General features: G+C 62.5%; 16 protein-coding genes. 10 read left to right on the forward strand and 6 right to left on the reverse strand.

Features of this window, described 5'->3' with window-relative positions; translation table 11 throughout:
- Nucleotides 1–166 precede the first annotated feature (166 nt).
- On the reverse strand, nt 167–982 hold the full coding sequence (gene cobA / locus P0D71_RS24050; protein ID WP_408303496.1) for a uroporphyrinogen-III C-methyltransferase: 816 nt from the start codon (nt 980–982) through the stop codon (nt 167–169).
- 687 nt (nt 983–1,669) lie between these two features.
- On the opposite strand from cobA, the gene nirB reads away from it, so the two are divergent.
- From nirB to P0D71_RS24080, 6 genes are all read left to right on the forward strand, one after another.
- Nucleotides 1,670–4,210 carry a nitrite reductase large subunit NirB gene (gene nirB, locus P0D71_RS24055; RefSeq protein WP_408482460.1) on the forward strand — a complete coding sequence of 847 codons (2,541 nt, stop codon included), beginning with the start codon at nt 1,670–1,672 and terminating at the stop codon, nt 4,208–4,210.
- A gap of 32 nt (nt 4,211–4,242) precedes the next feature.
- Nucleotides 4,243–4,596, forward strand: coding sequence for a nitrite reductase small subunit NirD (gene nirD / locus P0D71_RS24060; RefSeq protein ID WP_091794244.1), 354 nt, complete (start codon nt 4,243–4,245; stop codon nt 4,594–4,596).
- A 42-nt stretch (nt 4,597–4,638) separates the two neighbouring features.
- On the forward strand, nt 4,639–8,835 hold the full coding sequence (locus P0D71_RS24065; protein ID WP_408482462.1) for a bifunctional nitrate reductase/sulfite reductase flavoprotein subunit alpha: 4,197 nt from the start codon (nt 4,639–4,641) through the stop codon (nt 8,833–8,835).
- 200 nt (nt 8,836–9,035) lie between these two features.
- The gene (locus P0D71_RS24070; protein ID WP_091794240.1) at nt 9,036–10,403 is read left to right on the forward strand and encodes an MFS transporter; all 1,368 of its coding nucleotides are present in this window, start codon (nt 9,036–9,038) and stop codon (nt 10,401–10,403) included.
- Nucleotides 10,404–10,502: 99 nt separating this feature from the next.
- Nucleotides 10,503–11,177 carry a type IV pili methyl-accepting chemotaxis transducer N-terminal domain-containing protein gene (locus P0D71_RS24075; RefSeq protein WP_408482464.1) on the forward strand — a complete coding sequence of 225 codons (675 nt, stop codon included), beginning with the start codon at nt 10,503–10,505 and terminating at the stop codon, nt 11,175–11,177.
- Nucleotides 11,178–11,237: 60 nt separating this feature from the next.
- Nucleotides 11,238–11,726: an MgtC/SapB family protein gene (locus tag P0D71_RS24080; RefSeq protein ID WP_091794235.1), complete on the forward strand. Its 489-nt coding sequence runs from the start codon at nt 11,238–11,240 to the stop codon at nt 11,724–11,726.
- Nucleotides 11,727–11,780: 54 nt separating this feature from the next.
- Here the strand turns inward: P0D71_RS24080 and P0D71_RS24085 are convergent, their stop codons facing one another.
- On the reverse strand, nt 11,781–12,947 hold the full coding sequence (locus P0D71_RS24085) for a porin (protein ID WP_408482466.1): 1,167 nt from the start codon (nt 12,945–12,947) through the stop codon (nt 11,781–11,783).
- Between the two features lie 267 nt (nt 12,948–13,214).
- Between P0D71_RS24085 and aldA the strand changes: the two genes are divergently transcribed.
- The 4 genes from aldA (at nt 13,215) to P0D71_RS24105 (ending at nt 19,075) form a co-directional block, all read left to right on the forward strand.
- A complete protein-coding gene (gene aldA / locus P0D71_RS24090; RefSeq protein ID WP_408482468.1) occupies nt 13,215–14,651 on the forward strand; it encodes an aldehyde dehydrogenase in 1,437 nt (478 codons plus the stop codon).
- A gap of 151 nt (nt 14,652–14,802) precedes the next feature.
- On the forward strand, nt 14,803–16,125 hold the full coding sequence (locus P0D71_RS24095; protein ID WP_408482470.1) for an MFS transporter: 1,323 nt from the start codon (nt 14,803–14,805) through the stop codon (nt 16,123–16,125).
- Entirely contained in the window at nt 16,126–17,343 is a 1,218-nt protein-coding gene (locus P0D71_RS24100) for a mandelate racemase/muconate lactonizing enzyme family protein (RefSeq protein WP_091794227.1), read from the forward strand.
- 70 nt (nt 17,344–17,413) lie between these two features.
- Entirely contained in the window at nt 17,414–19,075 is a 1,662-nt protein-coding gene (locus tag P0D71_RS24105) for a GMC family oxidoreductase (RefSeq protein WP_408482472.1), read from the forward strand.
- Between the two features lie 144 nt (nt 19,076–19,219).
- Here the strand turns inward: P0D71_RS24105 and P0D71_RS24110 are convergent, their stop codons facing one another.
- From P0D71_RS24110 to P0D71_RS24125, 4 genes are all read right to left on the reverse strand, one after another.
- Nucleotides 19,220–20,155: a LysR substrate-binding domain-containing protein gene (locus tag P0D71_RS24110; protein ID WP_408482474.1), complete on the reverse strand. Its 936-nt coding sequence runs from the start codon at nt 20,153–20,155 to the stop codon at nt 19,220–19,222.
- Nucleotides 20,156–20,270: 115 nt separating this feature from the next.
- Nucleotides 20,271–21,749 (reverse strand): phenylacetaldehyde dehydrogenase StyD, encoded by a 1,479-nt coding sequence (gene styD / locus P0D71_RS24115; RefSeq protein WP_408482476.1) that lies wholly within the window; start codon nt 21,747–21,749, stop codon nt 20,271–20,273.
- Nucleotides 21,750–21,784: 35 nt separating this feature from the next.
- Complete coding sequence (locus P0D71_RS24120) at nt 21,785–22,765, reverse strand: hypothetical protein (RefSeq protein WP_408482478.1); 981 nt, start codon at nt 22,763–22,765, stop codon at nt 21,785–21,787.
- Nucleotides 22,766–22,772: 7 nt separating this feature from the next.
- Nucleotides 22,773–24,758, reverse strand: coding sequence for a primary-amine oxidase (locus tag P0D71_RS24125; RefSeq protein WP_408482480.1), 1,986 nt, complete (start codon nt 24,756–24,758; stop codon nt 22,773–22,775).
- Between the last annotated feature and the right edge of the window lie 132 nt (nt 24,759–24,890).

Here is a 24,890-nt window from a genome sequence, read left to right on the forward strand (position 1 = left end):
ATCTTCAGGAGAGTTTGTTTTCAGGCCGCGTAGAGACAGTTTTCACAGAACCGCGTTTTATAGCGAAGGTTGCCCGGCGCGAATCTACAACCTGCGCAGCCATATTGCCGTACTGAGCATTCTTTGCGACCGCAGTTATTTCGGTAATCTCTGCGCCTGAGCGCTTTTACGCCGCCTGTGCAACGAACTCTCGCCCGATCAGCTTGTCGATCTGCATGGCCACTGTTTCATCGCGCCGTGCCTGATCCGCAGCCCTCGCGCACTCAACGCTCTCGCCGATCGCGCTGCCCACCAGAATCACCGCCGGACTACCGAAACTCGCGCTCGTCGCATCGACCGCGAGGCGATCGAGACGGCTCACGAGGCGCCGCTCGTTGCTGCCCCCCGCCCACTGAACGACGGCTGCCGGGGTGTCGGCCGGCAGGCTCGCGAGCAACGCGGTCGCGATGCTCTCGATGCGCCGCATCCCCATATAGATGGCTAACGTGGTGCGGGTCGCCGCCAATGCGGCCCAGTCCGGCTCGCCGTGATCCTCCGTATGCGCGGTAACAAAAGTAACGCCGTGGCAGTGGCGGCGATGCGTGAGCGAAATGCCCAGTCCCGCGGCGGCCGCGAATCCCGACGAAATGCCGTTGACGATCTCGACCGAAATGTCGGCGTCGCGCAGTGCCGCGAGTTCTTCACCGGCCCGGCCGAATAGCAGCGCTTCGCCGCCCTTGACCCGCACCACATGCAAGCCCTTGAGCGCGTAGCGCCGCATCAGGCGTTCGATAAACGCTTGCGGCGTGGAGCGGCAGCCGCCGCGCTTGCCGACGCGAATCACCCGCGCCTGCGGCGCCAGCGTCACGATCTCCGGATTCGCGAGGTCGTCCAGCAACACGACGTCGGCCGCCGCCAACGCTTTTGCGGCTTTCAGCGTGAGCAGATCGAGGTCGCCCGGGCCTGCGCTCAATAAGGTGACCTTGCCGGTGTTCGTGTTCATCGCGGTGTCCTTCGCTTGTGGGTCGGCTAACGGCAGTTGAATTGCCGGAGCCAAATAAAAAACGGCGTCCGCTCGTGATGGTCACGAGGGGACGCCGTTGTCCGTTTGCTACCTGGTGTATCGGTATTCGACTTCGAGTGGGACGAATCACAACATTGTGCTTCGTCCGGTATTCGTTCGTACTGCAGGTCATGGTGGCTGCGTTGCCACGTTGACTTGTTCACTCTTACGCAAAGATCACGCCATACATCGCGACGGTGCGTTCAATGCCTTGCCGGGTCTCGGCTCCCACCGAAAGAACTGGCGTCGACGCACCGCATGCGTGCCCCGATTGCGCACGTACACAGTGCTGCGTCGCACCATGCGTGTGCTTCGCTGCATCGAAACGCGTCGCGCGCCGGGGGCGCCGCACGCGCGTGCCATTTGCCTCGAAGCCCCGCGCCACGGCGTCTTTCGGGCCATTCCGTGCAATTGGCACAGGCCTTGCATTAAGGCTTGCCATCGGATCAACGTGGATCCGCTGCGAGTGCAACACAAAGTACTCGCCGCAGCACAGGTCAGGACAACGGCGTCCCCCGAACTCAGTCATCGACTGGGTTCGCGGGACGCCGTTTTTATTTCCGGAATCGCTTTCGCCACCTGCCGCCCGACGGCGCTCGCAACCAGCACATTGAGGAAACCGCGGTCATGAAAATCATCGTTATCGGTCACGGGATGGTCGGCCACAAACTGGTCGAGTGCCTTGCACAAGACGCCGCGCATGGCCTCGACATCACGGTGCTGAGCGAAGAATCGCGGCCGGCCTACGACCGCGTGCACCTGTCCGAGTTCTTCTCGGGCAAGTCGGCGGACGACCTGTCGCTGGTCGAGCCGGGTTTCTTCGAGCGGCAAAACGTGTTGCTCAAGTTAAACGCAAAGGCCGTGGCGATCGATCGCGACGCGCGCACCGTGAAGGTATCGACGGGCGAAACGCTGCCTTATGACAAGCTCGTGTTCGCCACCGGTTCCTATCCGTTCGTGCCGCCCGTGCAGGGCCGTGAACGCGCGGATTGCTTCGTGTACCGAACCATCGACGACCTCGAAGCGATGCGCGAATGCGGTGCGCGCTCGAAGACGGGCACGGTGGTCGGCGGCGGACTGCTCGGTCTCGAATGCGCGAAGGCGCTGCGCGACATGGGCCTGCAAACGCACGTGGTCGAGTTCGCGCCGCGTCTGATGGCCGTGCAGGTGGACGACGGCGGCGGTCGCGTGCTGCGCACCAAGATCGAGGAACTGGGCGTGACGGTGCACACGCAAAAGAACACCACGGCGATCGTGGACGGCGAAGCGGGCACGCACCGCATGCAATTCGCGGACGGCAGCCACCTCGACACCGACATGATCGTGTTCTCGGCGGGCATTCGTCCGCGTGACGATCTGGCGCGCGAGAGCGGTCTGACACTCGGCCCGCGCGGCGGTATCGTGATCGATGACGCCTGCCGCACGAGCGATCCGCACATCTATGCAATCGGCGAATGCGCGCTATGGAACGGCCAGTTGTTCGGCCTCGTGGCGCCGGGTTATGAAATGGCCCGCGCGGTGGCGAAGCAATTGCACGGTGGCACGGCCGAATTCGTCGGCGCCGACATGAGCACCAAGCTCAAGCTGATGGGCGTGGACGTGGCGAGCATCGGCGACGCGCACGGCAATACGCCGGGCAGCCGCGCCTACCAGTTCAGCGACGAACGCAAGCAGGTCTACAAGAAGCTGGTGGTGTCGGAGTGCGGCAAATACCTGCTGGGCGGCGTGATGGTGGGCGACGCCGGCGAATACGGCACGCTGCTGCAGATGATGTTGAACCGCATCGAGCTGCCGGCGTCGCCCGAATTCCTGATCCTGCCGCAGGCGGACGGCAACGCGAAGCCCGCGCTCGGCGTGGAGGCGTTGCCCGCGGGCGCGCAGATCTGCTCGTGCAACAACGTCTCGAAGGGCGAGCTATGCGCCGCGGTCTGCGCGGGCGCGATGGACATCGGCGCACTCAAATGCGCCACCAGCGCCGGCACTTCGTGCGGTGGCTGCGTGCCGCTCGTCACGCAGGTGATGAAAGCCGAGATGAAGAAGCAGGGTCTCGCGGTCAACAATCACGTCTGCGAACACTTTCCGTATTCACGCCAGGAGCTGTACCACATCGTGCGGGTGGAAGGCGTGCGCAGCTTCGGCGAACTGCTCGCGAAGCACGGTCATGGTCTCGGCTGCGATATCTGCAAGCCGGTGGTGGCGAGCGTTCTCGCGTCGTGCTGGAACGAGTTCGTGCTGAAGAAGGAGCACGCGTCGTTGCAGGACACCAACGACTATTACCTCGCCAACATTCAGCGCGACGGCACGTATTCGGTCGTGCCGCGCATGGCCGGCGGTGAAGTGACCCCCGACGGTTTGATCGCGGTCGGGCAGGTGGCCAAGAAATACGGCCTCTATACGAAGATCACCGGCGGTCAGCGCGTCGATCTGTTCGGCGCGCGCGTCGAACAATTGCCGCTCATCTGGGAAGAGCTGATCGCCGCCGGTTTCGAATCGGGCCACGCCTACGGCAAGTCGCTGCGCACCGTGAAGTCGTGCGTCGGCTCGACGTGGTGCCGTTATGGCGTAGGCGATTCGGTGGGCCTCGCGGTCGAGATCGAGAACCGCTACAAGGGCCTGCGCACGCCGCACAAGATCAAGTTCGGCGTGTCGGGCTGCACGCGCGAGTGCGCGGAAGCACAGGGCAAGGATGTCGGCATCATCGCGACCGAGAAGGGCTGGAATCTCTACGTGTGCGGCAACGGCGGCATGAAACCGCGCCATGCCGAGCTGCTCGCTTCGGACCTCGATAAAGAAACGCTGGTGCGCTACATCGACCGCTTCCTGATGTTTTACGTGCGCACCGCCGACCGTCTGCAACGCACCAGCGTGTGGCGCGACAACCTCGAAGGCGGCCTTGAGTATCTGATCGACGTGGTTGTCAACGATCGCCTCGGCGTGGCCGACGAACTCGAGTCGGAAATGCAGCACGTGGCCGACACCTACGAGTGCGAATGGAAGAAGGCTGTCACCGATCCCGAAACGCGCAAGCGCTTCCGTCATTTCGTCAACAGCGGCGAATCCGACAGCAACATCGCTTTCGTCGAGGAACGCGGCCAGATCCGGCCGGCCACGCCCGCCGAGCGCCACGCGAAGCTCGCCGCGATTCCCGTCGTCGTCGAAACCGTCTGATTGATTTGCACCCTTCACCGAGGACTTCCGTCATGAATAACGATCGCCTGCCACGCGCCTGGACACCGGTTTGCCCGCTCGACGACATCGTGCCCAACACGGGCGTTTGCGCGCTCGTCAACGGCGAGCAGGTCGCGGTTTTTCACGTCGACAACGGTGACGCCGACGCCACCGTGTTCGCCATCGACAACTTCGACCCCGGCTCGCAGGCGGCGGTGCTGTCGCGCGGGCTGATCGGCAGCCTCGGCGAGCGCATCGTGGTCGCTTCGCCGATCTACAAGCATCACTTCGACCTGCGGACCGGCGAGTGCCTGGAAACACCGGCGTATTCCGTCGGCGCGTTCGCCGCGCGAGTCGAAAACGGCCAGGTGTGGGTCGCCGTTTGAGCCACGGATTGTCTGCAACCTTTTCGAGTGATCTTGCCCGCCATGTCCTCCACTAACGTGAAAACCGTGTGCCCTTACTGTGGCGTTGGCTGCGGCATGGTGCTGCATGTCGAGGACGGGCAGGTCGTGAAGATCTCCGGCGACAAGGAGCATCCGGCCAACTTCGGCCGGCTGTGCACCAAGGGTCAATCGGCGCACGTCGCGTTGCGCAAGTCCGGGCGTCTTGAAGATGCGTTCGTGCGCCATGCGCGTGGCCAGGACCCGGCGCCGCTGCCCATGGCGCAGGCGATCAGCACCACAGCGGCGCGTTTGCGCGGCATGCTCGACGAACATGGACCGGATGCGCTGTCGTTTTACGTGTCCGGTCAGATGTCGATCGAGGCTCAGTATCTCGTCAACAAGCTCGCCAAAGGCTTCGTCGGCACCAACAACATCGAATCGAATTCGCGCCTGTGCATGGCGAGCGCGGGCAGCGGCTACAAACTGTCGCTCGGTGCGGACGGCCCGCCGGGATCGTACGAAGACATCGATCATGCCGACCTGTTCTTCGTGATCGGCGCGAATATGGCCGACTGTCACCCAATTCTGTTCCTGCGCATGATGGATCGCGTGAAGGCCGGCGCCAAACTGATCGTCGTCGATCCGCGCCGCAACACGACGGCGGAGAAGGCCGATCTCTTCATGCAGATCAAGCCGGGCACCGATCTGGCGTTGCTCAACGGCTTGCTGCATCTGCTGCACGAAAACGGCCATACGGATGCCGCATTCATCGCCGACGCTACCGAGGGGTGGGACGCGATGCCTGCGTTTCTCGCCGACTACGCGCCGGAGAAGGTCGCGCAGATCACCGGCATCGCACTCGACGATCTGCGTGCGGCCGCGCAGATGATCGGCACCGCGAGCGAGTGGATCAGCTGCTGGACCATGGGCCTGAATCAGAGTACGCACGGCACGTGGCACACCAACGCGATCTGCAATCTGCATCTGGCAACGGGCAAGATTTGCCGCCGCGGCAGCGGACCGTTTTCGTTGACTGGCCAGCCCAATGCGATGGGCGGCCGCGAAATGGGCTACATGGGACCGGGATTGCCGGGCCAGCGTTCGGTGCTAGTCGAAGAAGACCGCGCGTTTATCGAAGACCTGTGGCGCATTCCGAAGGGCACGCTCAAACCGGAAGTGGGCAACGGCACGATCGACATGTTCACACGCATGGCGGCGGGCGAGATCAAGGCGTGCTGGATCATCTGCACGAACCCGGTGGCGAGCGTGGCGAATCGTCAGAACGCGATCGACGGCTTGCGCGCGGCGCAACTCGTGATCGCGCAAGACGCTTTCCTCGACACGGAGACCAACCGATACGCCGACGTGCTATTGCCCGGGGCGCTGTGGGCCGAAGCCGAAGGCGTGATGATCAACTCCGAGCGCAATGTCACGCTGATGCAAAAAGGGATCGAGCCGCCGGGCGCTGCGCTGCCGGACTGGCAGATCATCGCGCGCATTGCCTGCGAAATGGGTTACGCGGAGGCTTTCACTTACGCGAGCGCCGAGGAAGTTTTCGCGGAAATCACCCGCGCGTCGAATCCCAAAACCGGCTATGACCTGCGCGGCGCGAGCCATCGTCGTTTGAAAGAAACGCCGTTGCAATGGCCGCTTGCATCGGGCGATTGCGCGGAGCGCAATCCGGTTCGCTACCTCAACAACGGAGTGAGCCAGACACTCAAGGAACTGCCGGACGGCAGCCGTCCGCGGCTCGTCTTTCCGACCGCGAGCGGCAAGGCAATGTTTTTCGCGCGCGCTTACGCGGCGCCGGCCGAATTGCCAGATCGTGAGTTTCCGATCGTGCTGAATACCGGCCGCTTGCAGCATCAATGGCACACGATGACCAAGACCGGCAAGGTCGCGATGCTCAACAAGCTGAACCCCGGTCCGTTTGTCGAGATTCATCCGGAAGATGCCGCCACGCTCGGCATCAAGGCAAAAGACCCGGTGGAGATTCGCTCGCGCCGCGGCCGCGCGGTGTTGCCGGCTGTCGTGACCGAGCGCGTGAGCGCGGGCAACTGCTTTGCGCCGATGCACTGGAACGATGTATTCGGCGACGACCTGTGCATCAACGCCGTAACGAGCGATGCGATCGACCCGGTCTCGCAGCAGCCCGAACTCAAGTTTTGTGCGGTCGCGTTGAATCCCGTTGTGGCCGACAGCACGGAGCCGCTTCTGAATGACGACGATACGGTGCTCGCCGAGGCATCCGTTGCCGTAGCCGTGAGCGCGGCGCAGGAGAACACCGTATCGGCAAGCGCCGAGGATCTGGATATGCCCCGTATCAATGCACTCACCGGCCTGTTGCAGTTGCCGGCGACGCTCGCACCTTCGTTCAACGATCAGCAGCGGGTCTATCTGGCCGGCTTCGTTGGCGGCCTGCGTTCAGCGGAAGCGCAGGGCGTCGACAGCGTGCCGGTTCTGCCCGGCAACGCTCCGTTCGATACCACGAGCCGCCTGTATGTGGACGGCTTGCTAGCCGGTCTCTATAGCCGCAGTGCGACGATTGCCGCCGCTCCGCTTGCGGCCTCGCATGCGCAGGCATCGCAAGTATCGGGCGTGCGAATTGTGCGCGCGCGTCCCAAGGTCACCTTGCTGTGGGCCTCGCAAACCGGCAACACCGAGTCGCTGACCGAAGGCTATGCAACTCGTTTGATGGAGTCGGGCTTCGAAATCCGCACATCGTGCATGGCGGACTATCCGGCCTCAATGCTTGCCAAGGCGCAATACGTGCTGTTGATGACAAGCACTTTCGGCGATGGCGATCCGCCCGACAACGCGCAAAGTTTCTGGACGCAATTGAACGCCGAGGGCGCGCCTCGGCTCGACGGCGTGCGCTTCGCGGTGCTCGCGCTCGGTGACCGCAACTACGACCAGTTTTGCGGACATGGCCGTCGGCTCGACCAGCGGCTCGCCGAGCAAGGCGCGCTGCGGCTGATGGACCGCGTCGATTGCGACAGCGAGTATCAGGAGAGCGCGGATGCGTGGCTCGATCGCATCATTGTGCGCATCAAGGAAGAGGACGCCGCGCTGTACGCGGTGCCGCCCGGCGGCATGGTCAACGCGGTGGTGCCGGGCACGGTGCCGAGCAAGACGCGGCCCGCCGCATCGCGGCTCGTGAGCAATCTGCGCCTGAACAAGCAGGGCGCGGCGAAAGACACGCGTTACTTCTCGCTGCACACGGGCGACTCGGGACTCGAATACGAAGCAGGAGATGCCCTTGGCGTTTGGCCAAGCAACTGTCCCGAACTGGTCGACGAATTGATCGGTCTGAGCGGTTTGAGCGCGGATGCCGCCGTGAATGTGGCGGGTGCGGGCGAAATGCGTCTCGCCGATGCACTCGCCAGGCACTACGAGATCGCGCGACCGAATCCGGATCTGCTCGCGTTTGTCGCCGCACGCAGCAATAACGGCGCGCTACGCGATCTGCTGGCGCCCGAGCGCAAGGCCGACCTCAAACAGTGGTTGTGGGGCCAGCAGATCGCCGACGTGCTGCACGAATTTCCGGTGCGCCTCACGGCAACCGAATTGACCGGCATGCTCAAGCGTCTGCAACCGCGTCTTTACTCGATCGCCTCGAGCCCGAAGGCCCATGCCGGCGAAGTTCATCTGACGGTTGCCGCCGTGCGTTACAGCAACGGACGCCGTCATCGCAAAGGCGTGTCGTCTACTTTTCTCGCCGATCGCGCGGGCGATGTCAACGTTCCCGTGTTCGTGCAGAAGTCCGCACACTTTCGTCCTCCTCATGGTTCAGAAACGCCGATGATCATGGTCGGACCCGGTACCGGCGTTGCACCGTTTCGTGGCTTCTTGCACGAGCGGCGGGCACGTGGCGACACGGGACGCAACTGGCTGTTCTTTGGCGAGCAGCATGCCGCTTCCGATTTCTACTACCGCGACGAACTTGAATCGATGCGCGACAGCGGCGTGCTGACCCGTCTCGACGTTGCGTTCTCGCGCGATCAGGCGGACAAGGTCTACGTGCAGGACCGCATGCGCGAGCAGGGTGCGCAATTGTGGGCATGGCTCGAAGACGGTGCGCATTTCTACGTGTGCGGCGACGCGAACCGGATGGCGAAAGACGTCGATGCGGCGCTCAAGGAAGTGGTCGCCCGGCACGGCGGCATGAGCGATGAGAAAGCGCTCGACTACGTGAGCCGCCTCGCGCAGGAAAAACGCTACGCACGCGACGTTTATTGATAGCCGCACGCTTTCCAGAGCGACGAGTGCGTTCACCGTTTCAAGGTTTCAACGAGTACGCAGTGAAGCTTCAAAAGACGGAGCCGGATGGCATGGAGGTTGCATGTTCATGCCGGTTTTCAACATCGTGATCATTCCGGTGCGTAGCGCGTGGCGCAATCTGCCGGATAGTCGAAAAATCAGTTTTGTGAGGATGTCTGATGAAAAACGTGATGAGCTCCCTAAAGAGTGGGGACTGGCGCGCGCTGGTGGCGTGTTTCCTCTATTTCGACACCGGCTTTACCGTCTGGGTCCTGTATGGACCGCTCGCGCCGTTCATCAGCAAGAGCATAGCGATGACGCCCGCGCAACAGGGACTGCTGGTCGCGGTGCCGGTGCTGTCGGCCGCGATTCTACGGGTTACGCTGGGTAATCTGTATCAATCCGCTCACGGCAAGCGCATTGCATTGATGGGCGTGCTGTTGTCGGCGGTGCCGACCATCGTATTGCCGTTGATGCCTTCCGTGCCGTCATACACGGTCCTGCTGGTGCTCGGCGTGTTCCTCGGCGTCGGCGGCGCAAGTTTCGCTGTGGCGCTGCCGATGGCCGGCAGCAACTATCCGCCGAAGGTGCAAGGTCTCGTGCTCGGCCTCGCCGCGGCCGGCAATATCGGCGCGGTGCTCGACGGCTTCCTGTTCCCGCAGCTGGCCACGCATTACGGCTGGCAGATGGCCGCCGGCGGCGCACTTCCGTTGCTCGCGATCGCGGCGATCACGCTCTATTTCTGGGCCAATGATTCGGGCGTGAAATCGGGTAGCGTGCTGCGCGCATTCGGCAGCTTCGCGGTGACGCTCGCCGGATTGATCGTGCTGGTGCTGCTGGTCGAAGCCGGCATGTTCGGCTCCGGCAAGACCGGTGTGCTGCTGTTGCCGGTGATCGGCGCATTGCTGGCCATCGCGGTGCTGCCCAAGCGCTATCGCGCGGTGCTGGCCGAGCGTGACACGTGGGCGATCATGCTGGTGTACAGCATTACGTTCGGCGGTTTCGTCGGCATGTCCTCATATGTTTCGCTGCTGTTGACCAACCTCTATCAGCTCTCGAAGATCGACGCGGGTCTCTTCATGGCATTGCTCGCCGCGACCGGCGCAATGGTGCGACCGCTCGGCGGCCTGATCGCCGACAAGGTGTCCGGCGTGCGCGCGCTGACCTTCCTGCTCGCTATCATCTCGTTGTGCGACTTCGTGTTCGCCGCTGCCATGCCTTCGATGGCGGGCGGCATCACACTGCTGTTGTGCCTGTATGTGGCCTTTGGCCTCGGCAACGGTGCGACCTTCCAGCTGGTGCCGCATCGCTGGGCCGGCCGTACGGGTCTGATGTCGGGCATTGTCGGCGCGGCAGGCGGCATCGGCGGATTCTATCTGCCGGTCGTCATGGGTATCGCCAAGGAAAGCACGGGCAGCTATCAGATGGGCTTTGCGACGTTCGGCGCGCTGGCGGCATGCGCGTTCCTTGCGATCGTCGCGCTGCGCCGTCCGTGGATGGCGTGGTCGATGCACTCCGGTGTGATGCACGCGCACGCAACGGAGTAACCGGGTCATGCGCTCAACCCGGCCTGCGCATCGACGCACAGGCCGGGGGCCGGGGACCGTGTCGCGCGACGGGGCCGATCACAATCATAAGAAGTTGACATGAGCTTCACGACAGAACGGGTTCACGCACACACGTCCGACACGGACGTCTCCAGCGAGGTGTTGAGCTCGTTGATCAATCTTGCGGGACGTCAACGGATGCTCTCGCAGCGCATCGTGTTGAAAGCGATGCTGGCGTTCCAGCAGTTCGACGGCGCGCTGGCGATCGCGCGCGACACGTTAAACACCTTTGCCGACAGTCATACGGTGCTGACGCAAGGCCGCGATGGCTTGCCCGGCCTGTTTTCTCCGGCGCTGCGCGAAGCGTTTCACGGCAGCGGGAAAGTGGCCGCGAAGATCGCGGACTTTATCGCGCTGGCTTCGGCTGCGTTAGAGGCGATCGGGCGCGCGTCACCGCGCGCTGACGATGCGCTGAAGGCGTTGGTCGACTCCGTGGATCCGTTGCTGACACAACTGCACGGTGTCACCGCCGTCTACGAGCAGGAAAGCCGGCGCATAGCGCGCTTGCAGAAGAAGGAGCAGCAGCAACTGATCGAGCGGATCAAGGGGATCGCGAAAGAAGCGCACATCGTGTCGTTCAACGGACAGATCGTGGCGAGCCGCGCGCAAGTGACCGGCCGCGAGTTCGCCGTGGTGGCCGGCGTAATGACGACGATCACAAAAGAGCTGGAAGCCGTGGTGAACGCATTCGTGAAGAAGACGTCGACGGGGTGAGGTACGCAAAGCGGCGGTATTGCCGTATGCTTGGCGTTTTCTTGGTGTCAGGTAAATGTAATGAGTAACGGGTGGCACGTGGTGTGGGCGACCGCCCAGGCAGAATTTTCCGATCTCGGCAGCGTGGCCGACGTCACCCAGGTGCTGATGCGCCTCGGACTCGCATTGATACTCGGCGGCATATTGGGTTTCGAGCGTGAGTTGTCGCGGCGCGATGCCGGCATGCGTACGCATATGATGGTGGCGGTGGGCGCGGCCTTGTTCGTGGTCGTGCCGTTGCAGGCCGGATTTTCGCAGGACAACATGAGCCGGGTGTTGCAAGGACTCGTGTCGGGTATCGGCTTTCTGGGCGCGGGCGCCATCATCAAGCTCAGCGCCGAGCGCGAGGTGCGCGGCCTGACGACGGCGGCGAGCCTGTGGCTGAGCGCGGGTGTTGGCGTGGCGTCTGGGCTCGGGCGCGAAGCCACGGCGATTCTCAGCGTGGCCATCGCGCTCGCCATTCTGTCGAGTGCGCGGCTGTTCAAGGGCCGCGAGCAGGAGGAGAAGTAGATCTGAGAGGGGGGGGCGATCCTACGACGATGCGGACGCGAAGCCCCCACTGCTTTAAAACTTATGCCGCAGCGCGACCCGAACAGCGACCTGCGTACTCGTCGACGAAGGCGCCTGCACGCCAGGAATGAACGCGTTGTCGAGAATCGAGTGAGTCGAATCGCCCGCCACCTTCTGGTACTCGCCCTGCACATAAACGTCGGTGCGCGTCGACAGGTTGTAATCCGCCATCAACCCCACCGAGTGGATCTTCGGCTTCACACTGCCTGACGACGCGCCGTAGTTCTCCATCGTGTACACATACTGGGCGCCGACAAAGAACGCCGGCGTGAACTGGTATTTGCCGTTCACCTCGAAGTTCTGATACTTCAGCGTATTCAACGTCACGCCCGGCGCGGCCAGCGGAATGCCGATATAGCCGTTGCCGGTCGGATTCTTGTAGTTCGAGTTGGTGTACGCAAAACCTGCCGTCGCCGAGCCGAACGTGTAGTTGATGCCGCCGCCGAACACCCGCATGCGTCCGGCGATAAAGCTCGCGTCGTTGGCGGTGATCGCGCCGGTGGAGCCCACGCCCGGATTGTCCGCCTGCATGTAGGCAGCGGCCACCAGCAGGCCGCCGTTCGCGTACTGGCCGCCGAAGCTGTACGCGCGGTTGTTCGCAAAGCTGGTGTCATTGCTGAAGCTGTACACGCCGCCGAACTGGAAGCCCGCGATCTCCGGGCTCGCATACTTCACGCTATTGCCGAGACGGAACGAGTTGTCCGTGTTGTCGTTGTCGTAGGGATGCGCGAAGAGGTAGCCGGCCCAGTTGCCGTTGGCGGTGGTCTGAGCGAGGTAATCGACCACGGAATCGTACTGGCGCCCCAGCGTGACCGTGCCGAAGCGGCTGTCGCTCAACCCCACGTAGGCCTGCCGGCCAAACATGCGGCCACCCTGGCCGAGCCGCCCGGAGCTTACGTCGAAGCCATTTTCCAGTTGAAACACGGCCTTCATGCCGCCGCCCAGATCTTCCGCACCCTTCATGCCCCAGCGGCTGCCTTGCGCGTAGCCGCTCGCCATTTCCCAAACCGCGCCGTGTCCGGCGTTGTTGGTGTAGTCGATGCCTTCGTCGAGTACGCCGTACAGCGTCACGCTGCTTTGGGCGAAGGCCGAGGACGCGGCCAGTGAGGTGAGTGACGTGAGCGCCATGAATGCGGCGGTCGCGATGCGGTTCTTTTTCATCTTGAGCTCCAGACGTTGGTAGTGAGCGGGCCGAATGCCTTCGACGCCCGCTGCTTTTTGGCAAAGCCCGGATTCTGCAAGTTGGGAGGCCGATCGCGAATGAGGCACATCCCTGGATAAACGTGATTTTTTAGAATGTTTGTCCCGCAAATTATTCGCTTGTGGCCAGCGGTGACGCAGAGAAAAATTCCGTCCATGCACCTTTGGCAGACAAGCCATAGCCGAGGGCGATGCGTTTTTCGCACCAATGCTTTTCAGGAGACGACCATGCGACTCGATCGGAATTTTGCTAACGGCCGGTTCAACGAACCCGCGACAGGAACCGCTGGCAGCGAGCTCATCGCCGTCTACAATCCGGCCACGGAGGCCGTCATTGCCCACGTGACGGGCGCCACCGAAGCTGAAGCCATCGCCGCTGTCGAGGCCGCCGCGGTCGCGCAAAAAGGCTGGCGCAAGCTGCCTTCGACCGAGCGCGCGGCTTACCTGCACAAACTCGCCGATGCGCTGACCGAATGCGCGCCGGCCATCGGCGCGGCGCTCGCGCTGGAGTCGGGCAAGAGCGTGGCCGACGCCACCAACGAGGCGATCTACGCCGGCCAGATCACCCGCTATCACGCGGAGTGGGCTCGCCGCATCGAAGGGGAAGTGATTCCGAGCGATGCGCCCGACGAAAACCTCGTGCTGCATCGCGAGCCGATCGGCGTGGTGGCGTGTCTGATTCCGTTCAACTATCCCGTCTACACGTTCATGCGCAAAGTGGCGCCGGCGCTGATCGCCGGCAACACGGTCGTAGTGCGCCCGAGCAACAACACGCCGACTTCCGCATTCGAAATCGCCAAAGCGGTCGAGAAGGCCGGTATGCCCGCGGGCGTGGTGAACATTCTCGCGATGAATCATGCGACCGCAGAAGCGCTCTGCACGCATCCCAAGGTCGGCATGATCACGCTGACGGGCAGCGTCGGCGCGGGCCGCAAGGTACTCGACTACTGCAAGGCGAATATCGCCAAGCCATCGCTGGAACTGGGCGGCAAGACGCCCGCGATTATCGAGGCCGATGCCGATCTGGAGAAAGCCGCGCGCGACCTGGTCGCTTCCAAGACCACGCACTGCGGTCAGTTGTGCACGGCGATCGAACGGGTCTACGTGCAGGAAAGCGTGCATGACCGGTTCGTCGCGCTGCTGAAAAAGCATATGAGCGCGGTGGAAAGCGGCGATCGCAGCGAACAGCCCTCGCTGATGGGGCCGCTCGTCAACGAAGCGTCACGCCAGTCGATTCACGCGATGGTGGAACGTGCGGTCGCGGCAGGCGCGAAGCTCGAAACCGGCGGCAAGCTGCCGCAAGGAAAAGGCTACTTCTACCCGGCCACGTTACTGTCGAACTGCCGCCAGGACATGGAAATCATCCAGGAAGAAACGTTCGGTCCGATCATGCCGGTCGTCAAATACCGCACGCTGGACGAAGCGCTCGAGATGGCCAACGACCATCAATTCGGTTTGTCGTCGGTGCTGTATACGGAGAACTATCGCGGTGCGATGAAGATCGCCAACGGCATCGAGGCAGGCGAGCTGTATGTGAACCGTACGCCGGCCGATCCGTATCAGGGCTTTCACGCCGGCTGGAAACGTTCGGGCCTCGGCGGCGACGACGGCAAGCACGGCATGCTCGAATTCACCCAAACCCGTCTCGTGGTCATGAAGTACTGAAGCTGAACCGGCACGCGCCGCACGTCGAACCCACGGCGCGTGTCTGCCTTGCAACCCAAAGAAGCGCAGCGAACCGCTGCCAGTCCATAACAAACATATTGGAGACCCGGCGGGCCGGTGGGCCGGTGCTGTGTCTCTGAGGAGCGCTCACGTGTCATCCCAACCCGTTCGAACCAACGCATCGCTCGCTTTAGGCGACGAGCAGGCCGCACTGCAAGACAGCAAGACGCAGCGCTATATCCAGCTGATGTTGCTGGTGATCGCAGCCGGCGCGATCTACCCGATTCTGTATCTGCGGCAGGTGTATCAGCCGACCATGCTCGAAGTTTTCCACATCACCGATAGCCAACTCGGCTATCTGTATTCGTCGCTGGGCACGATTTTTCTGGTGAGTTATCTGCCGAGCGGCTGGCTCGCGGACCGCATCGCGCCGCGTCTGCTGATCTGTTTTTCGCTGATCGCCACCGGCGTGCTCGGGCTGTGGTATTCGACCGCGCCGTCTTTTCCCATGCTGATGATGATCTTCGGCGGCTGGGGCTTGTCGACCGGCCTGACGTTCTGGGCCGCCGTCATCAAACGCGTGACGATGATCGCCGGCACGCATGAGCAGGGCCGTTTCTTCGGCTTGCTCGACGGCGGACGCGGCCTGATCGAAGCCATGCTCGCGACAATCGCGATCACGCTGTTCGCATGGATGACGCAAACCAAAGGTGCACCGGTCGCGGCCGGTTTTAAGCTGGTGGTGTACATGTACGCGTTTCTGTGCATTGCGCTCGGCGTCGTGCTCGCGCTTGTCAAAGACCCGCAAGGCACCGAAGACGCAGCCGCCAATCGCGCCGCGCGTCAACGCAACAACGTGCTGGTCGACCTGAAGACGCTCGCGAAGATTCCCGAACTGTGGCTGGTTGCCGCCATTGTGTTCTGCGGCTATCAGGTGTTCTGGGCCACTTACAGTTTCTCTGCGTATCTGCATGAAGGCGAGATCGGCCTGACGGTCGTGATGGCCGGCACGATCACCACGCTCAAGCTGTGGATGCGGCCGATCGGCGGCATTGGTGGCGGCTTTCTGGGCGACCGCTATTCGAAGGTGTCGGTGCTCGTGATCGCGCTCTTTCTCGCCGCGCTGTCGCTCGTGGGACTGATGGCGGCGCCGCGTATTTCGAGCCACGTGCTGCTGGTTTTCCTGGTGTTGTTCATCGGTATTCTGACTTACGCGATTCGCGGCCTGTACTGGTCGCTGCTGGACCGCTGCAATATTCCGGTTGCCACGATGGGCCTTGCGATCGGCCTGATCTCCGTGCTCGGCTATTCGCCGGACGTGTTCCTGCCGCTCATCAACGGTTATCTGACGCAGACGTTCCCGGGCGTCTTCGGCTACCAGCTCTACTTCGGTTATGTCGCCGCCATGGCGGCGCTCGGCGGCTTTGCCGGGCTCGCGCTGAGAAACATGCTCAATAGAAGAGAGGTTGCATAAATGAAAGTTGTCTCGCTCGAAACGCATATCGTCGCCGTACCGCCGCCACACGTGGGCGGCATGTACTGGATCTTCGTCAAGCTCAAGACCGATTGCGGGATTGAAGGCGTCGGCGAAATCTATTCGGCGACGTTCCACCCGAAAGCGATGACTCATATCATCGACGACGTATTCGGCCGCTATCTGCTCGACAAGGACCCGCACCATATCGAGCGGCTCTGGCGCGAGGCGTATTCGAGCGGTTTCACGCAACGCCCCGATCTGACGATGATGGGCGTGGTCAGCGGCCTGGAAATGGCGTGCTGGGACATTATCGGCAAGGCGGCCGGCAAGCCGGTGTACGAGTTGCTCGGCGGCATGGTGAATCAGCGGCTGCGTTCATACACGTACCTGTATCCGAAGAACAGCCGCGGCGAATACGACTACGACGATCCGGATCTGGCGGCCGAATGCGCGGCTGAAAACGTCAAACGCGGGTTCACCGCGGTGAAGTTCGATCCGGCCGGGCCGTACACGGCGTACTCGGGTCATCAGTTGTCGATGGAAGTGCTGGATCGTTGCGAAACCTTCTGCCGGCGCGTGCGCGAAGCGGTGGGCAGCAAGGCCGACCTGCTGTTCGGCACGCACGGGCAGATGGTGCCTTCGTCGGCGATCCGGCTCGCGAAACGCCTCGAAAAATACGATCCGCTGTGGTTCGAGGAGCCGGTGCCGCCGGGCCAGGAAGGCGCCATGGCGCAGGTCGCGCAACACACCAGCATTCCGATTGCCGCCGGTGAACGCCTTACCACCAAGTACGAATTCTTCAAGTTGCTGGAAGCGGGCGCCGCGTCGATTCTGCAGTTGAACGTGGCTCGTGTGGGCGGCCTGCTCGAAGCGAAGAAAGTCGCGACGCTGGCCGAGGTGTACTACGCGCAGATCGCCCCACATCTGTACAACGGGCCGATTGGCGCGGCGGCCAGCATCCAGCTCGCCACCTGCACACCGAACTTCCTGATTCAGGAAAGCATCGGCACGTGGGACGGTTTTCATGCGGCCGTGCTGAAGAAGCCGATTCAATGGGAAGACGGCTACATCATTCCTTCGCAGGAGCCGGGTCTCGGCGTCGAGCTGAATATGGAGGTCGTCAGGCAGCACACGCCTTACACCGGCGAGCGCCTGCATCTGCAGATGGCGGCGCAGCCGGCCGACGTGAAGGATCTCGCGCCGGCAAAGGGTTGAGCGTGGTTTGATCTGGCGAGTTTCACCAATACGCTTTCAATGGATTGAGCGCCGTCTGGCGATATAGAGCATGAACTACGATTACATCATCGTCGGCGCGGGTTCGGCGGGCTGCATTCTCGCCAATCGCCTGTCGGCGTCGGGCCAATACTCGGTGCTGCTGCTCGAAGCAGGCGGCAAGGACAGCTCGTTCTGGTTCAAGATTCCAGTGGGTTTCACCAAGACGTACTACAACGAAACCTACAACTGGATGTACTACAGCGAGCCGGAAAAGGAACTCGACAACCGGCCGATTTATTGTCCGCGCGGCAAGGTGCAAGGCGGCTCGGGCTCGATCAACGCGATGATCTTCGTGCGCGGCCAGCCGCACGATTTCGACGATTGGGCCGCCGCCGGCAACAGGGGCTGGGCGTTTCGCGACGTGCTGCCGTATTTCCGCAAGCTCGAATCGCATCCGCTCGGCAACACGGAATATCACGGTGCCGACGGCCCGATCCGCATCTCCCCGATGAAAGACGCGGTGCATCCGATCTGCCACGTGTTCCTCAAGGGCTGTGATCAGGCGGGCTACCAGCGCAGCGACGACTTCAACGGCGCGCAATTCGAAGGCGCCGGTATTTACGACGTGAATACGCGAAACGGGCAGCGCTCATCAAGCAGCTTCGAGTATCTGCATCCGGTGCTCTCACGCAAGAACCTGCGGGTCGAGCGCGACGTGCTGGTAAGCCGCGTTCTATTCGACGGCAACCAACGCGCGATCGGCGTGAGCGTCACGCAGAACGGTGTCGCACGGCAATTCATGGCGACGCGCGAAGTGATCCTGTCCGCGGGCGCGGTCGATTCGCCGAAGCTGCTGCAACTCTCCGGCGTGGGTGACAGCGCGTTACTGGCGAAGCATCGCATCGCAATGGTCAAGGATCTGCCCGCCGTGGGCCAGAACCTGCAAGATCATCTGTGCGTGAGCTTCTACTACCGCTCGAACATGAAGACGCTGAACGACGAGATGCGGCCGTTGCTCGGCAAGCTCAAGCTCGGTCTGCAATATCTGCTGACGCGCAAGGGACCGCTCGCGATGAGCGTGAACCAGTCGGGCGGCTTCTTCAAGGGCAGCGAACGCGAGGCGCAGCCGAACCTGCAGTTGTACTTCAATCCGCTGTCGTACCGGATTCCGAAGAGCAATAAGGCGAATCTCGAACCTGAACCGTATTCGGGCTTTCTGCTGGCATTCAATCCGTGCCGGCCGACAAGCCGTGGTTCGATCGAGATCGCATCGAATCGCGCCGAGGACGCCGCGAAGATCCGTATCAATGCGCTGAGCACGGAGAAAGACATCAGCGAAGTGATCCAGGGTTGCGAACTGGTGCGCAAGGTGATGGCTTCGCCGGCACTGAAGGCGATTACGGTCGAGGAGATTTCGCCGGGACCGCAGGTGAACACGCGGGAAGGTTTTCTGCAGTACTTCCGCGAGCAATCGGGGTCGATCTACCACCTGTGCGGTTCGTGCGCGATGGGCGACGATCCGCGCACCTCCGTGGTCGATGCGCGTTTGCGCGTGCATGGCCTTGCCGCACTGCGCGTGGTCGATGCGTCGATCTTTCCGAATATCACGTCGGGCAATATCAACGCGCCCACCATGATGGTCGCGGAAAAGGGCGCCGACATGATTCTCGAGGACGCGGCGAGTCAGGCCGCGTACCGTCCCGACGTGGCCGAGCTGGCTGCCGCGGCTTGACGGCGTGATGGGCCCGGCGGTTGTCGGGCCGGCCACCGCACAGTAAGAAACCGCGCCGATGCGATGCCATCGGCGCGGTTTCTATTTCATGCGATGTGGCGTGTGTGACGCGTCGCAATGCCGCTCGGTGCTGCAACGCACGCCTCAATCCTCGTCGCTCATAGGCGCCGATTCCGACGCATCGAGCGCGCGTCCGCTCAACCAGATCTCCTGCTGCAGCCAGTCGCGAAACAGCGCGACGTGTGGCAGATCGTCCTGCTCGCTACGGGTGACGAACCAGTACGACTGATGCCCGTCCACATGCACGTTCAGCACCTGCACGAGTTGGCCTTCCGCGAGTTCGCGCGCGATCATGTGACGGTCGGCGATCGTCACGCCGAGTCCGTCGATCGCGGCGCGAATCGCGTGGTCGAGCAGATCGAATTCGTAACCGCCGCGCGTATCGACGTTTTCAATTCCCGCCGCTTTCAACCAATGCTGCCAGGTGAGATAGCGCTGATCGGCGCTCGCCAGCACGTGCAGCAGCGTGAACTGATTCAGGTCGATCGCCGCACGGCCCGCCTCGCGCGCGAGCAAGGCGGGCGAGCAGACGGCGATATGCCGCTCGCTCATCAATAGCCGGCTGTCCACGCCTTCCCACTCGCCATTGCCAAAGCGGATCGCGCAGTCGAGCACGCCGGATTCCGCGAGGTTATCGTCGACGCGCGTCGACAGACTCAGTTCGAGCTGCGGATGCGCGTCACGCAAGCGGCCGAGACGCGGCATCAGCCAGCGGCTCGTGAAGGTGGGCGGCGCATTGATACGCAGACGGTTGCGGTGAGTTTTCTCCTGCAGCCCGCGAACCGTGAGTTCGATCCGGTCGAACGATTGCTGCAACGCCTGCAGAAGAATCCGGCCGGCGGCGGAGAGTTCCAGATGATGGTGATGACGCTGCAACAGCGTCTCGCCCAGTTGTGCCTCGAGTTGCCGGACCTGGCGGCTGACCGCGCTTTGCGTGACGTTGAGCAGTTCCGCGGCGCGGGTAAAGCTGCCCGTGCGGCCGGCCACTTCGAAGGCTTTGAGCGCATTCAGCGCGGGCATTTTGCGTTTCAAGATGTTCGACCGGGAGGTGAGGCGCGGTAGCGCGATGTCCCGGTATTTTACTGGTTTGCCTGCGCGGCGCCTGCCTGACAAGCGGCGCGCAGGCGGCCCGTCATCAATAAGCAATACAGACCGACTTGCTCTCCGTATAGGTGTCGATGATCGCCTTGCCGTGTTCGCGGCCGATGCCGGACGCCTTGAAGCCGCCGAACGGCATGGCCGGATCGACCATGTTGTGCGTGTTGACCCAGACGGTTCCGGCCTCGATGCCGTCCACCAGCCGCAACGCCTTGTCGAGCTGGTTGGTCCAGACGCTCGCGCCGAGTCCGTACTCGGAGGCGTTCGCCTCAATCAGCACTTCATCGATGTCGTCGTAGGGCATGGCCACCAGCACCGGTCCGAACACCTCTTCCTTGACGACGGAAAGCGGCTTGCGGGTGCGATTGGCGATCACCGTCGGCCGCACGAAGTAGCCGTCGCTCTCCACGCGCGCATCGCGCGACACGATCTCTCCGCCTTCGTCCTTGCCTTGCGCGATCATGCCGGCAACCTTGTCGCGGTGCCGCGCGGAAACCATTGGGCCCATCTGCGTCGCGGCATCGAAACCGGAGCCGAGTGTGATGCCGTCGGCAACGGCTGCGATGCCTTGCACGACTTCGTCATAAATCGAACGTGCGACGTACAGGCGCGAGCCTGCCGTGCAAACCTGCCCATGGTTGAAAAAGATCGCGCTGGCCGCGCCTTCGATAGCCTTGCGCGGGTCGCAGTCGTCGAGCACGATTACCGGGCTCTTGCCGCCCAATTCGAGCGACGCGCGCTTCAGATCGTCGGCGCATTGCCGGCCGATGATGCGCCCGACCTCGGTCGATCCGGTGAACGTGACCTTGTTCACCAGCGGATGCCGGACGAGCGCCGCGCCGGTGGTTTCGCCTCGGCCGGTGACCACGTTGAATACGCCGGCAGGGAAGCCCGCTTCATACGCCAGTTCAGCGAGCCGGATGGCGGTCAACGGCGTTTCTTCTGCCGGTTTGAGCACTACCGTGCAACCGCAGGCCAGCGCCGGGGCGATTTTCCATACCGCCATCAGCAGCGGGAAATTCCACGGAACGATTGCTGCGACCACGCCGGCCGGCACGCGCCTCGTCGACGCGTTGTAGCGCGTGCCCGGCGGGAAGGGAATAGACAGATCGAACGTCGTGCCTTCGATTTTAGTCGCCCAGCCGGCCATATAGCGCAACCATTGCACGCTGCCCGCGACTTCCAGCATCTTCGAGAAGCCGATGAGCTTGCCTTGATTCAGCGTTTCCAGCGTGGCAAGTTCGTCGCTATGCCGCTCCATGAGGTCGGCGAGCTTGAGCAGCAATCCTTCGCGCATGGCCGGCGGCATTCTGCGCCACGCGTCGGATTCGAAGGCGGCTTTCGAGGTTCTAACGGCGTGATCGATATCCGCTTCCGACGCGTCGGGGATCTGCGCGATTGCTTCCGCGGTGGCCGGATTGAAGATCGGGAAGGTTTTGCCCGCGGCGCTGCCGGTCTTTTCGCCGTTGATGAACATGGTATGTGGCAGCGTCACCGCTGGCTTGTGTTCAGTCATGATGTTTTGTCTCCGTTGGGGTTGTGGCCGTTGCGCTAGCCGGAAGGGTTCGTTTGACGCCGGTATGGGTTCGAATGCGGATAAAAGAGCTGCGTTGCACGCCAACGCACTGCTAAAGACGCAGCGCAGATCAGGTTCGCTGCCGCGCCCAACGCATACAGCACAATGAATCCATCGCCGAAAAAGTAGGGAGTGGTCGACAACGCCGCGCCCAACACCATGCCGACGTGATGCGCGAGGCCGGGACAGCTTGCGCTCGATACGCTGTTCGAGCGTGCGCGCAAGTCGACGAGCGCTGGAATCGTCAGGCAGTCGAGAGCCAGAAAGAGAGTCGCCGCGAGCGGGGCGAGCGCGGGATTGTCGCTCGCCGCAAGCGTGCCGATCAGCGCCGCCCGCGCGACGTACAACGCGATCAGCATGCGATTGCCGCGTGAACGGTCGGCGATGAATGCGAGCGCGCAGACTGCGGCAAGCAATAGCGCGATTTGCCAGAGCGGCTGCGCGCCGCTTACGCCGCAAATCGCAAAGAGCTGGAAGCGGGCAAGGCTGCCGCTCGACAGTCCCGCCAGCAGGGCGAGCAAAGCCGTTGCGGCTGAAGGTGGCGCCGTGTTGACCGAGTCGTGCGTGCGGCGATGCAGGTCGTGACGCTGTTTGACGGATGGGCCGAGCACGCACAGTCCATAGAACAACATTCCGATGCCCGTTGCCATCATCAGCACTGCAACGACAGTGCCGTGCGCCGCGCTGTTCAGGTACGCCGGCACACTGTTCGTCGCGGTAAGCGTCGCGATCAACGTCGCGGCGCTCGCCAGCATGGTGTGACGGGCGCATGAGCGTGACATCAGCAGTGGCACGCTCATCATGACCAGCAGCATCAGCGCGCTCATCCACAGCGAAGTAGCGCGCTGACCCATACCGGCCTGCATCAGCAGCGTAGCGCCGCCGCTCGCGAGCCCCACGCATGCCGAACTCGCGCACAGCACGCGCGCGAGGGCGGTGTGCCGCGCACGAGACACGATCGGATCAGTGCTTGCAGCAACCATGATCCGGGAACTTGCCGTCTTCAACGCTGTTCAGATCACGCTCGGCCGGCAGGTCCATGGTCGGGTTCGCCGAGAAGAAGTTGTTCGGCTTGAGCATGAATCCTGCGTATTCCACCGGCATCACCGGGAAGTCCTCCGGCTTGCACACGTGTGTGTGGCCGAAGCTGTGCCACAGCACGATGTCTTCGTTCTCGATGTTGCGGTTCGCTTCGATATAGCGCGGCAGTCCGCCACCGCCTGAATGCTGATTCGGGTAATCGCCGCTGGCATAGCGCTCGGCCGGATCGAACGGCGTGACCCATACGTGACGCGTGGCAAAGCCGCCGCGCTGGCGCACCTTGGAACGTTCATCGGCGAGCATCAGCGGCGAGTCGTTCACGACCAGCTTGTAGCCTGGATTCGCGCCGACGGCATTCTTCACGTTCGGGTTGAAGACCTTCCAGTAGCGGCCGGTGTTGCCGTTCGCGACACGAGCCGCTTCGCTTTCGGTTTTCAACACGCGCTTCGTCGTGTCGAATACGTTGCCGTACGGGTTGGTGTCGCCCATTGGACGAGGCACAAATTCATGTTCGGTCACGGTGTTGTGCTCGCCGTCCACCATCATATGCATGCGGGCATTGAAGAAGTGCTGGTGCGTCGGGCCGCCGAGGTTCTCCGTGATCATGCCGCCCCACGGATAGGTATCGCCGTCGGCGACCGCCGAGGTCTGCACGATGCCGGTCAGCTTGCATTCGAGCTGGATCGTGCCGTCCTGGTAGAGATACCAGTAGAAGCCGTAGTCGTAGTTGCCGACCGTGGCGAAGAAGGAAATCACGAGACGACGCGAGCGGCGCATTTCGAACACACCGGTGCGGAATTCATAGTGCTTCCACAGCGTGCCATAGTCTTCTTCGTGCATGCAGACGGCGTTTTTCATCACGAATGCATTGCCGAAGTCGTCCGCGGACGGAATGTCGAAATAGCGAATCGTGCCGAGGCAATCGCAACCCAGTTCGAGCTGGTTCGCGAGTTTGCCGAGACCGTATTCGCCGGCGTCGAAGGCGCTTTTCCAGTAGTGGTTGGTGCTCGGGTCGGAGTAGGGCACGCACATTTCCGTGACGCTCGCACGGTAGATGATCGGTCGCGCGCTCTTGCCGTCGTCCCACGAAAGTTGATGCAGGACGAGTCCTTCACGCGGCGTAAAGCCGACGCGAAAGTTCCAGTTCTGCCAGTTCACGTGCCAGCCGTCGATCGTAAAGCTCGGGCCGTCGGGCTGGTTGATCGAGAGCGGTTTGAGCGTGCTGCGCGGCTCGCCGAGGCTCGGCGTGTCGTAGTTGTGTTTGGCGCGCGGAATCGGAATGATGCGGCCGTCGTCCACGAGTTCGATCACCTTCTTTTCGAGCAGATCGACCACGGCGAGCACGCCTTCAATAGGATGCGCATAGCCGTTATCGGTCAGCGTTTCGCGGTAGTAGCTCACGCAGCGCACGAGACGCCGGCCGTTCTCGTTCTCGCGATCGAAACAGCCCGCCGAGAACGGATCGACCTGAACGCGTTCCAGATCTTTTTCGCTGAGGCCGCGTTTCATCACGGCTACGCGCCATGCTTCGTCACTCTTGACGATCTGTTCCGCGTTCATGAAGTCGTCGATCATGATCGGCGGCTGGCCGTAAGGCGCCTCGCCGAATGGCATGACGCGGCGCGCGGCGATCTTCTTTTCTCTCAGGTCCACCTCGAATTCGATCGTCGCGCCATTCGTCCGATCGATTGCAAGCACGAAGGCTGTCCGCGAAAAATACTCGCCGGTCTTGAACGCCACGACTTCGGCTTTCGGCGGCTCGCGCAGTTCCACCATTGGAAAGCGCGCGTGCGAATCGAGTTTTTCCGCGGCTTTCACGAGATCGCACGCTAGTTGCATTTCTGCGCCGCTCAGCGGATCGAGCGGATGAACGGGGACGTGAGCGGCTTTCGTGGCATTCGTGTTCATAAGATTCCCGTAAGGAGTTGCTGGACCGGACAGCGTGCTCGCGAGGCAAATGGCGCGCGGCAATCGCTGAGTCGATGGCAAATCGTAGGAACCCAATATTATTTTCGCGCTTGCTTATCGCGCCAAATGAAC

The organism is Paraburkholderia sp. RL17-383-BIF-A (assembly GCF_046028015.1).
In the GTDB taxonomy this organism is placed as follows: domain Bacteria; phylum Pseudomonadota; class Gammaproteobacteria; order Burkholderiales; family Burkholderiaceae; genus Paraburkholderia.

Excerpts from the sequence above, each read along its gene's own strand:
- cobA (WP_408303496.1), bottom strand. The coding sequence starts at position 982 with ATGAACACGAACACCGGCAAGGTCACCTTATTGAGCGCAGGCCCGGGC.
- nirB (WP_408482460.1), top strand. The coding sequence starts at position 1,670 with ATGAAAATCATCGTTATCGGTCACGGGATGGTCGGCCACAAACTGGTC.
- nirD (WP_091794244.1), top strand. The coding sequence starts at position 4,243 with ATGAATAACGATCGCCTGCCACGCGCCTGGACACCGGTTTGCCCGCTC.
- P0D71_RS24065 (WP_408482462.1), top strand. The coding sequence starts at position 4,639 with ATGTCCTCCACTAACGTGAAAACCGTGTGCCCTTACTGTGGCGTTGGC.
- P0D71_RS24070 (WP_091794240.1), top strand. The coding sequence starts at position 9,036 with ATGAAAAACGTGATGAGCTCCCTAAAGAGTGGGGACTGGCGCGCGCTG.
- P0D71_RS24075 (WP_408482464.1), top strand. The coding sequence starts at position 10,503 with ATGAGCTTCACGACAGAACGGGTTCACGCACACACGTCCGACACGGAC.
- P0D71_RS24080 (WP_091794235.1), top strand. The coding sequence starts at position 11,238 with ATGAGTAACGGGTGGCACGTGGTGTGGGCGACCGCCCAGGCAGAATTT.
- P0D71_RS24085 (WP_408482466.1), bottom strand. The coding sequence starts at position 12,947 with ATGAAAAAGAACCGCATCGCGACCGCCGCATTCATGGCGCTCACGTCA.
- aldA (WP_408482468.1), top strand. The coding sequence starts at position 13,215 with ATGCGACTCGATCGGAATTTTGCTAACGGCCGGTTCAACGAACCCGCG.
- P0D71_RS24100 (WP_091794227.1), top strand. The coding sequence starts at position 16,126 with ATGAAAGTTGTCTCGCTCGAAACGCATATCGTCGCCGTACCGCCGCCA.
- P0D71_RS24105 (WP_408482472.1), top strand. The coding sequence starts at position 17,414 with ATGAACTACGATTACATCATCGTCGGCGCGGGTTCGGCGGGCTGCATT.
- P0D71_RS24110 (WP_408482474.1), bottom strand. The coding sequence starts at position 20,155 with ATGCCCGCGCTGAATGCGCTCAAAGCCTTCGAAGTGGCCGGCCGCACG.
- styD (WP_408482476.1), bottom strand. The coding sequence starts at position 21,749 with ATGACTGAACACAAGCCAGCGGTGACGCTGCCACATACCATGTTCATC.
- P0D71_RS24125 (WP_408482480.1), bottom strand. The coding sequence starts at position 24,758 with ATGAACACGAATGCCACGAAAGCCGCTCACGTCCCCGTTCATCCGCTC.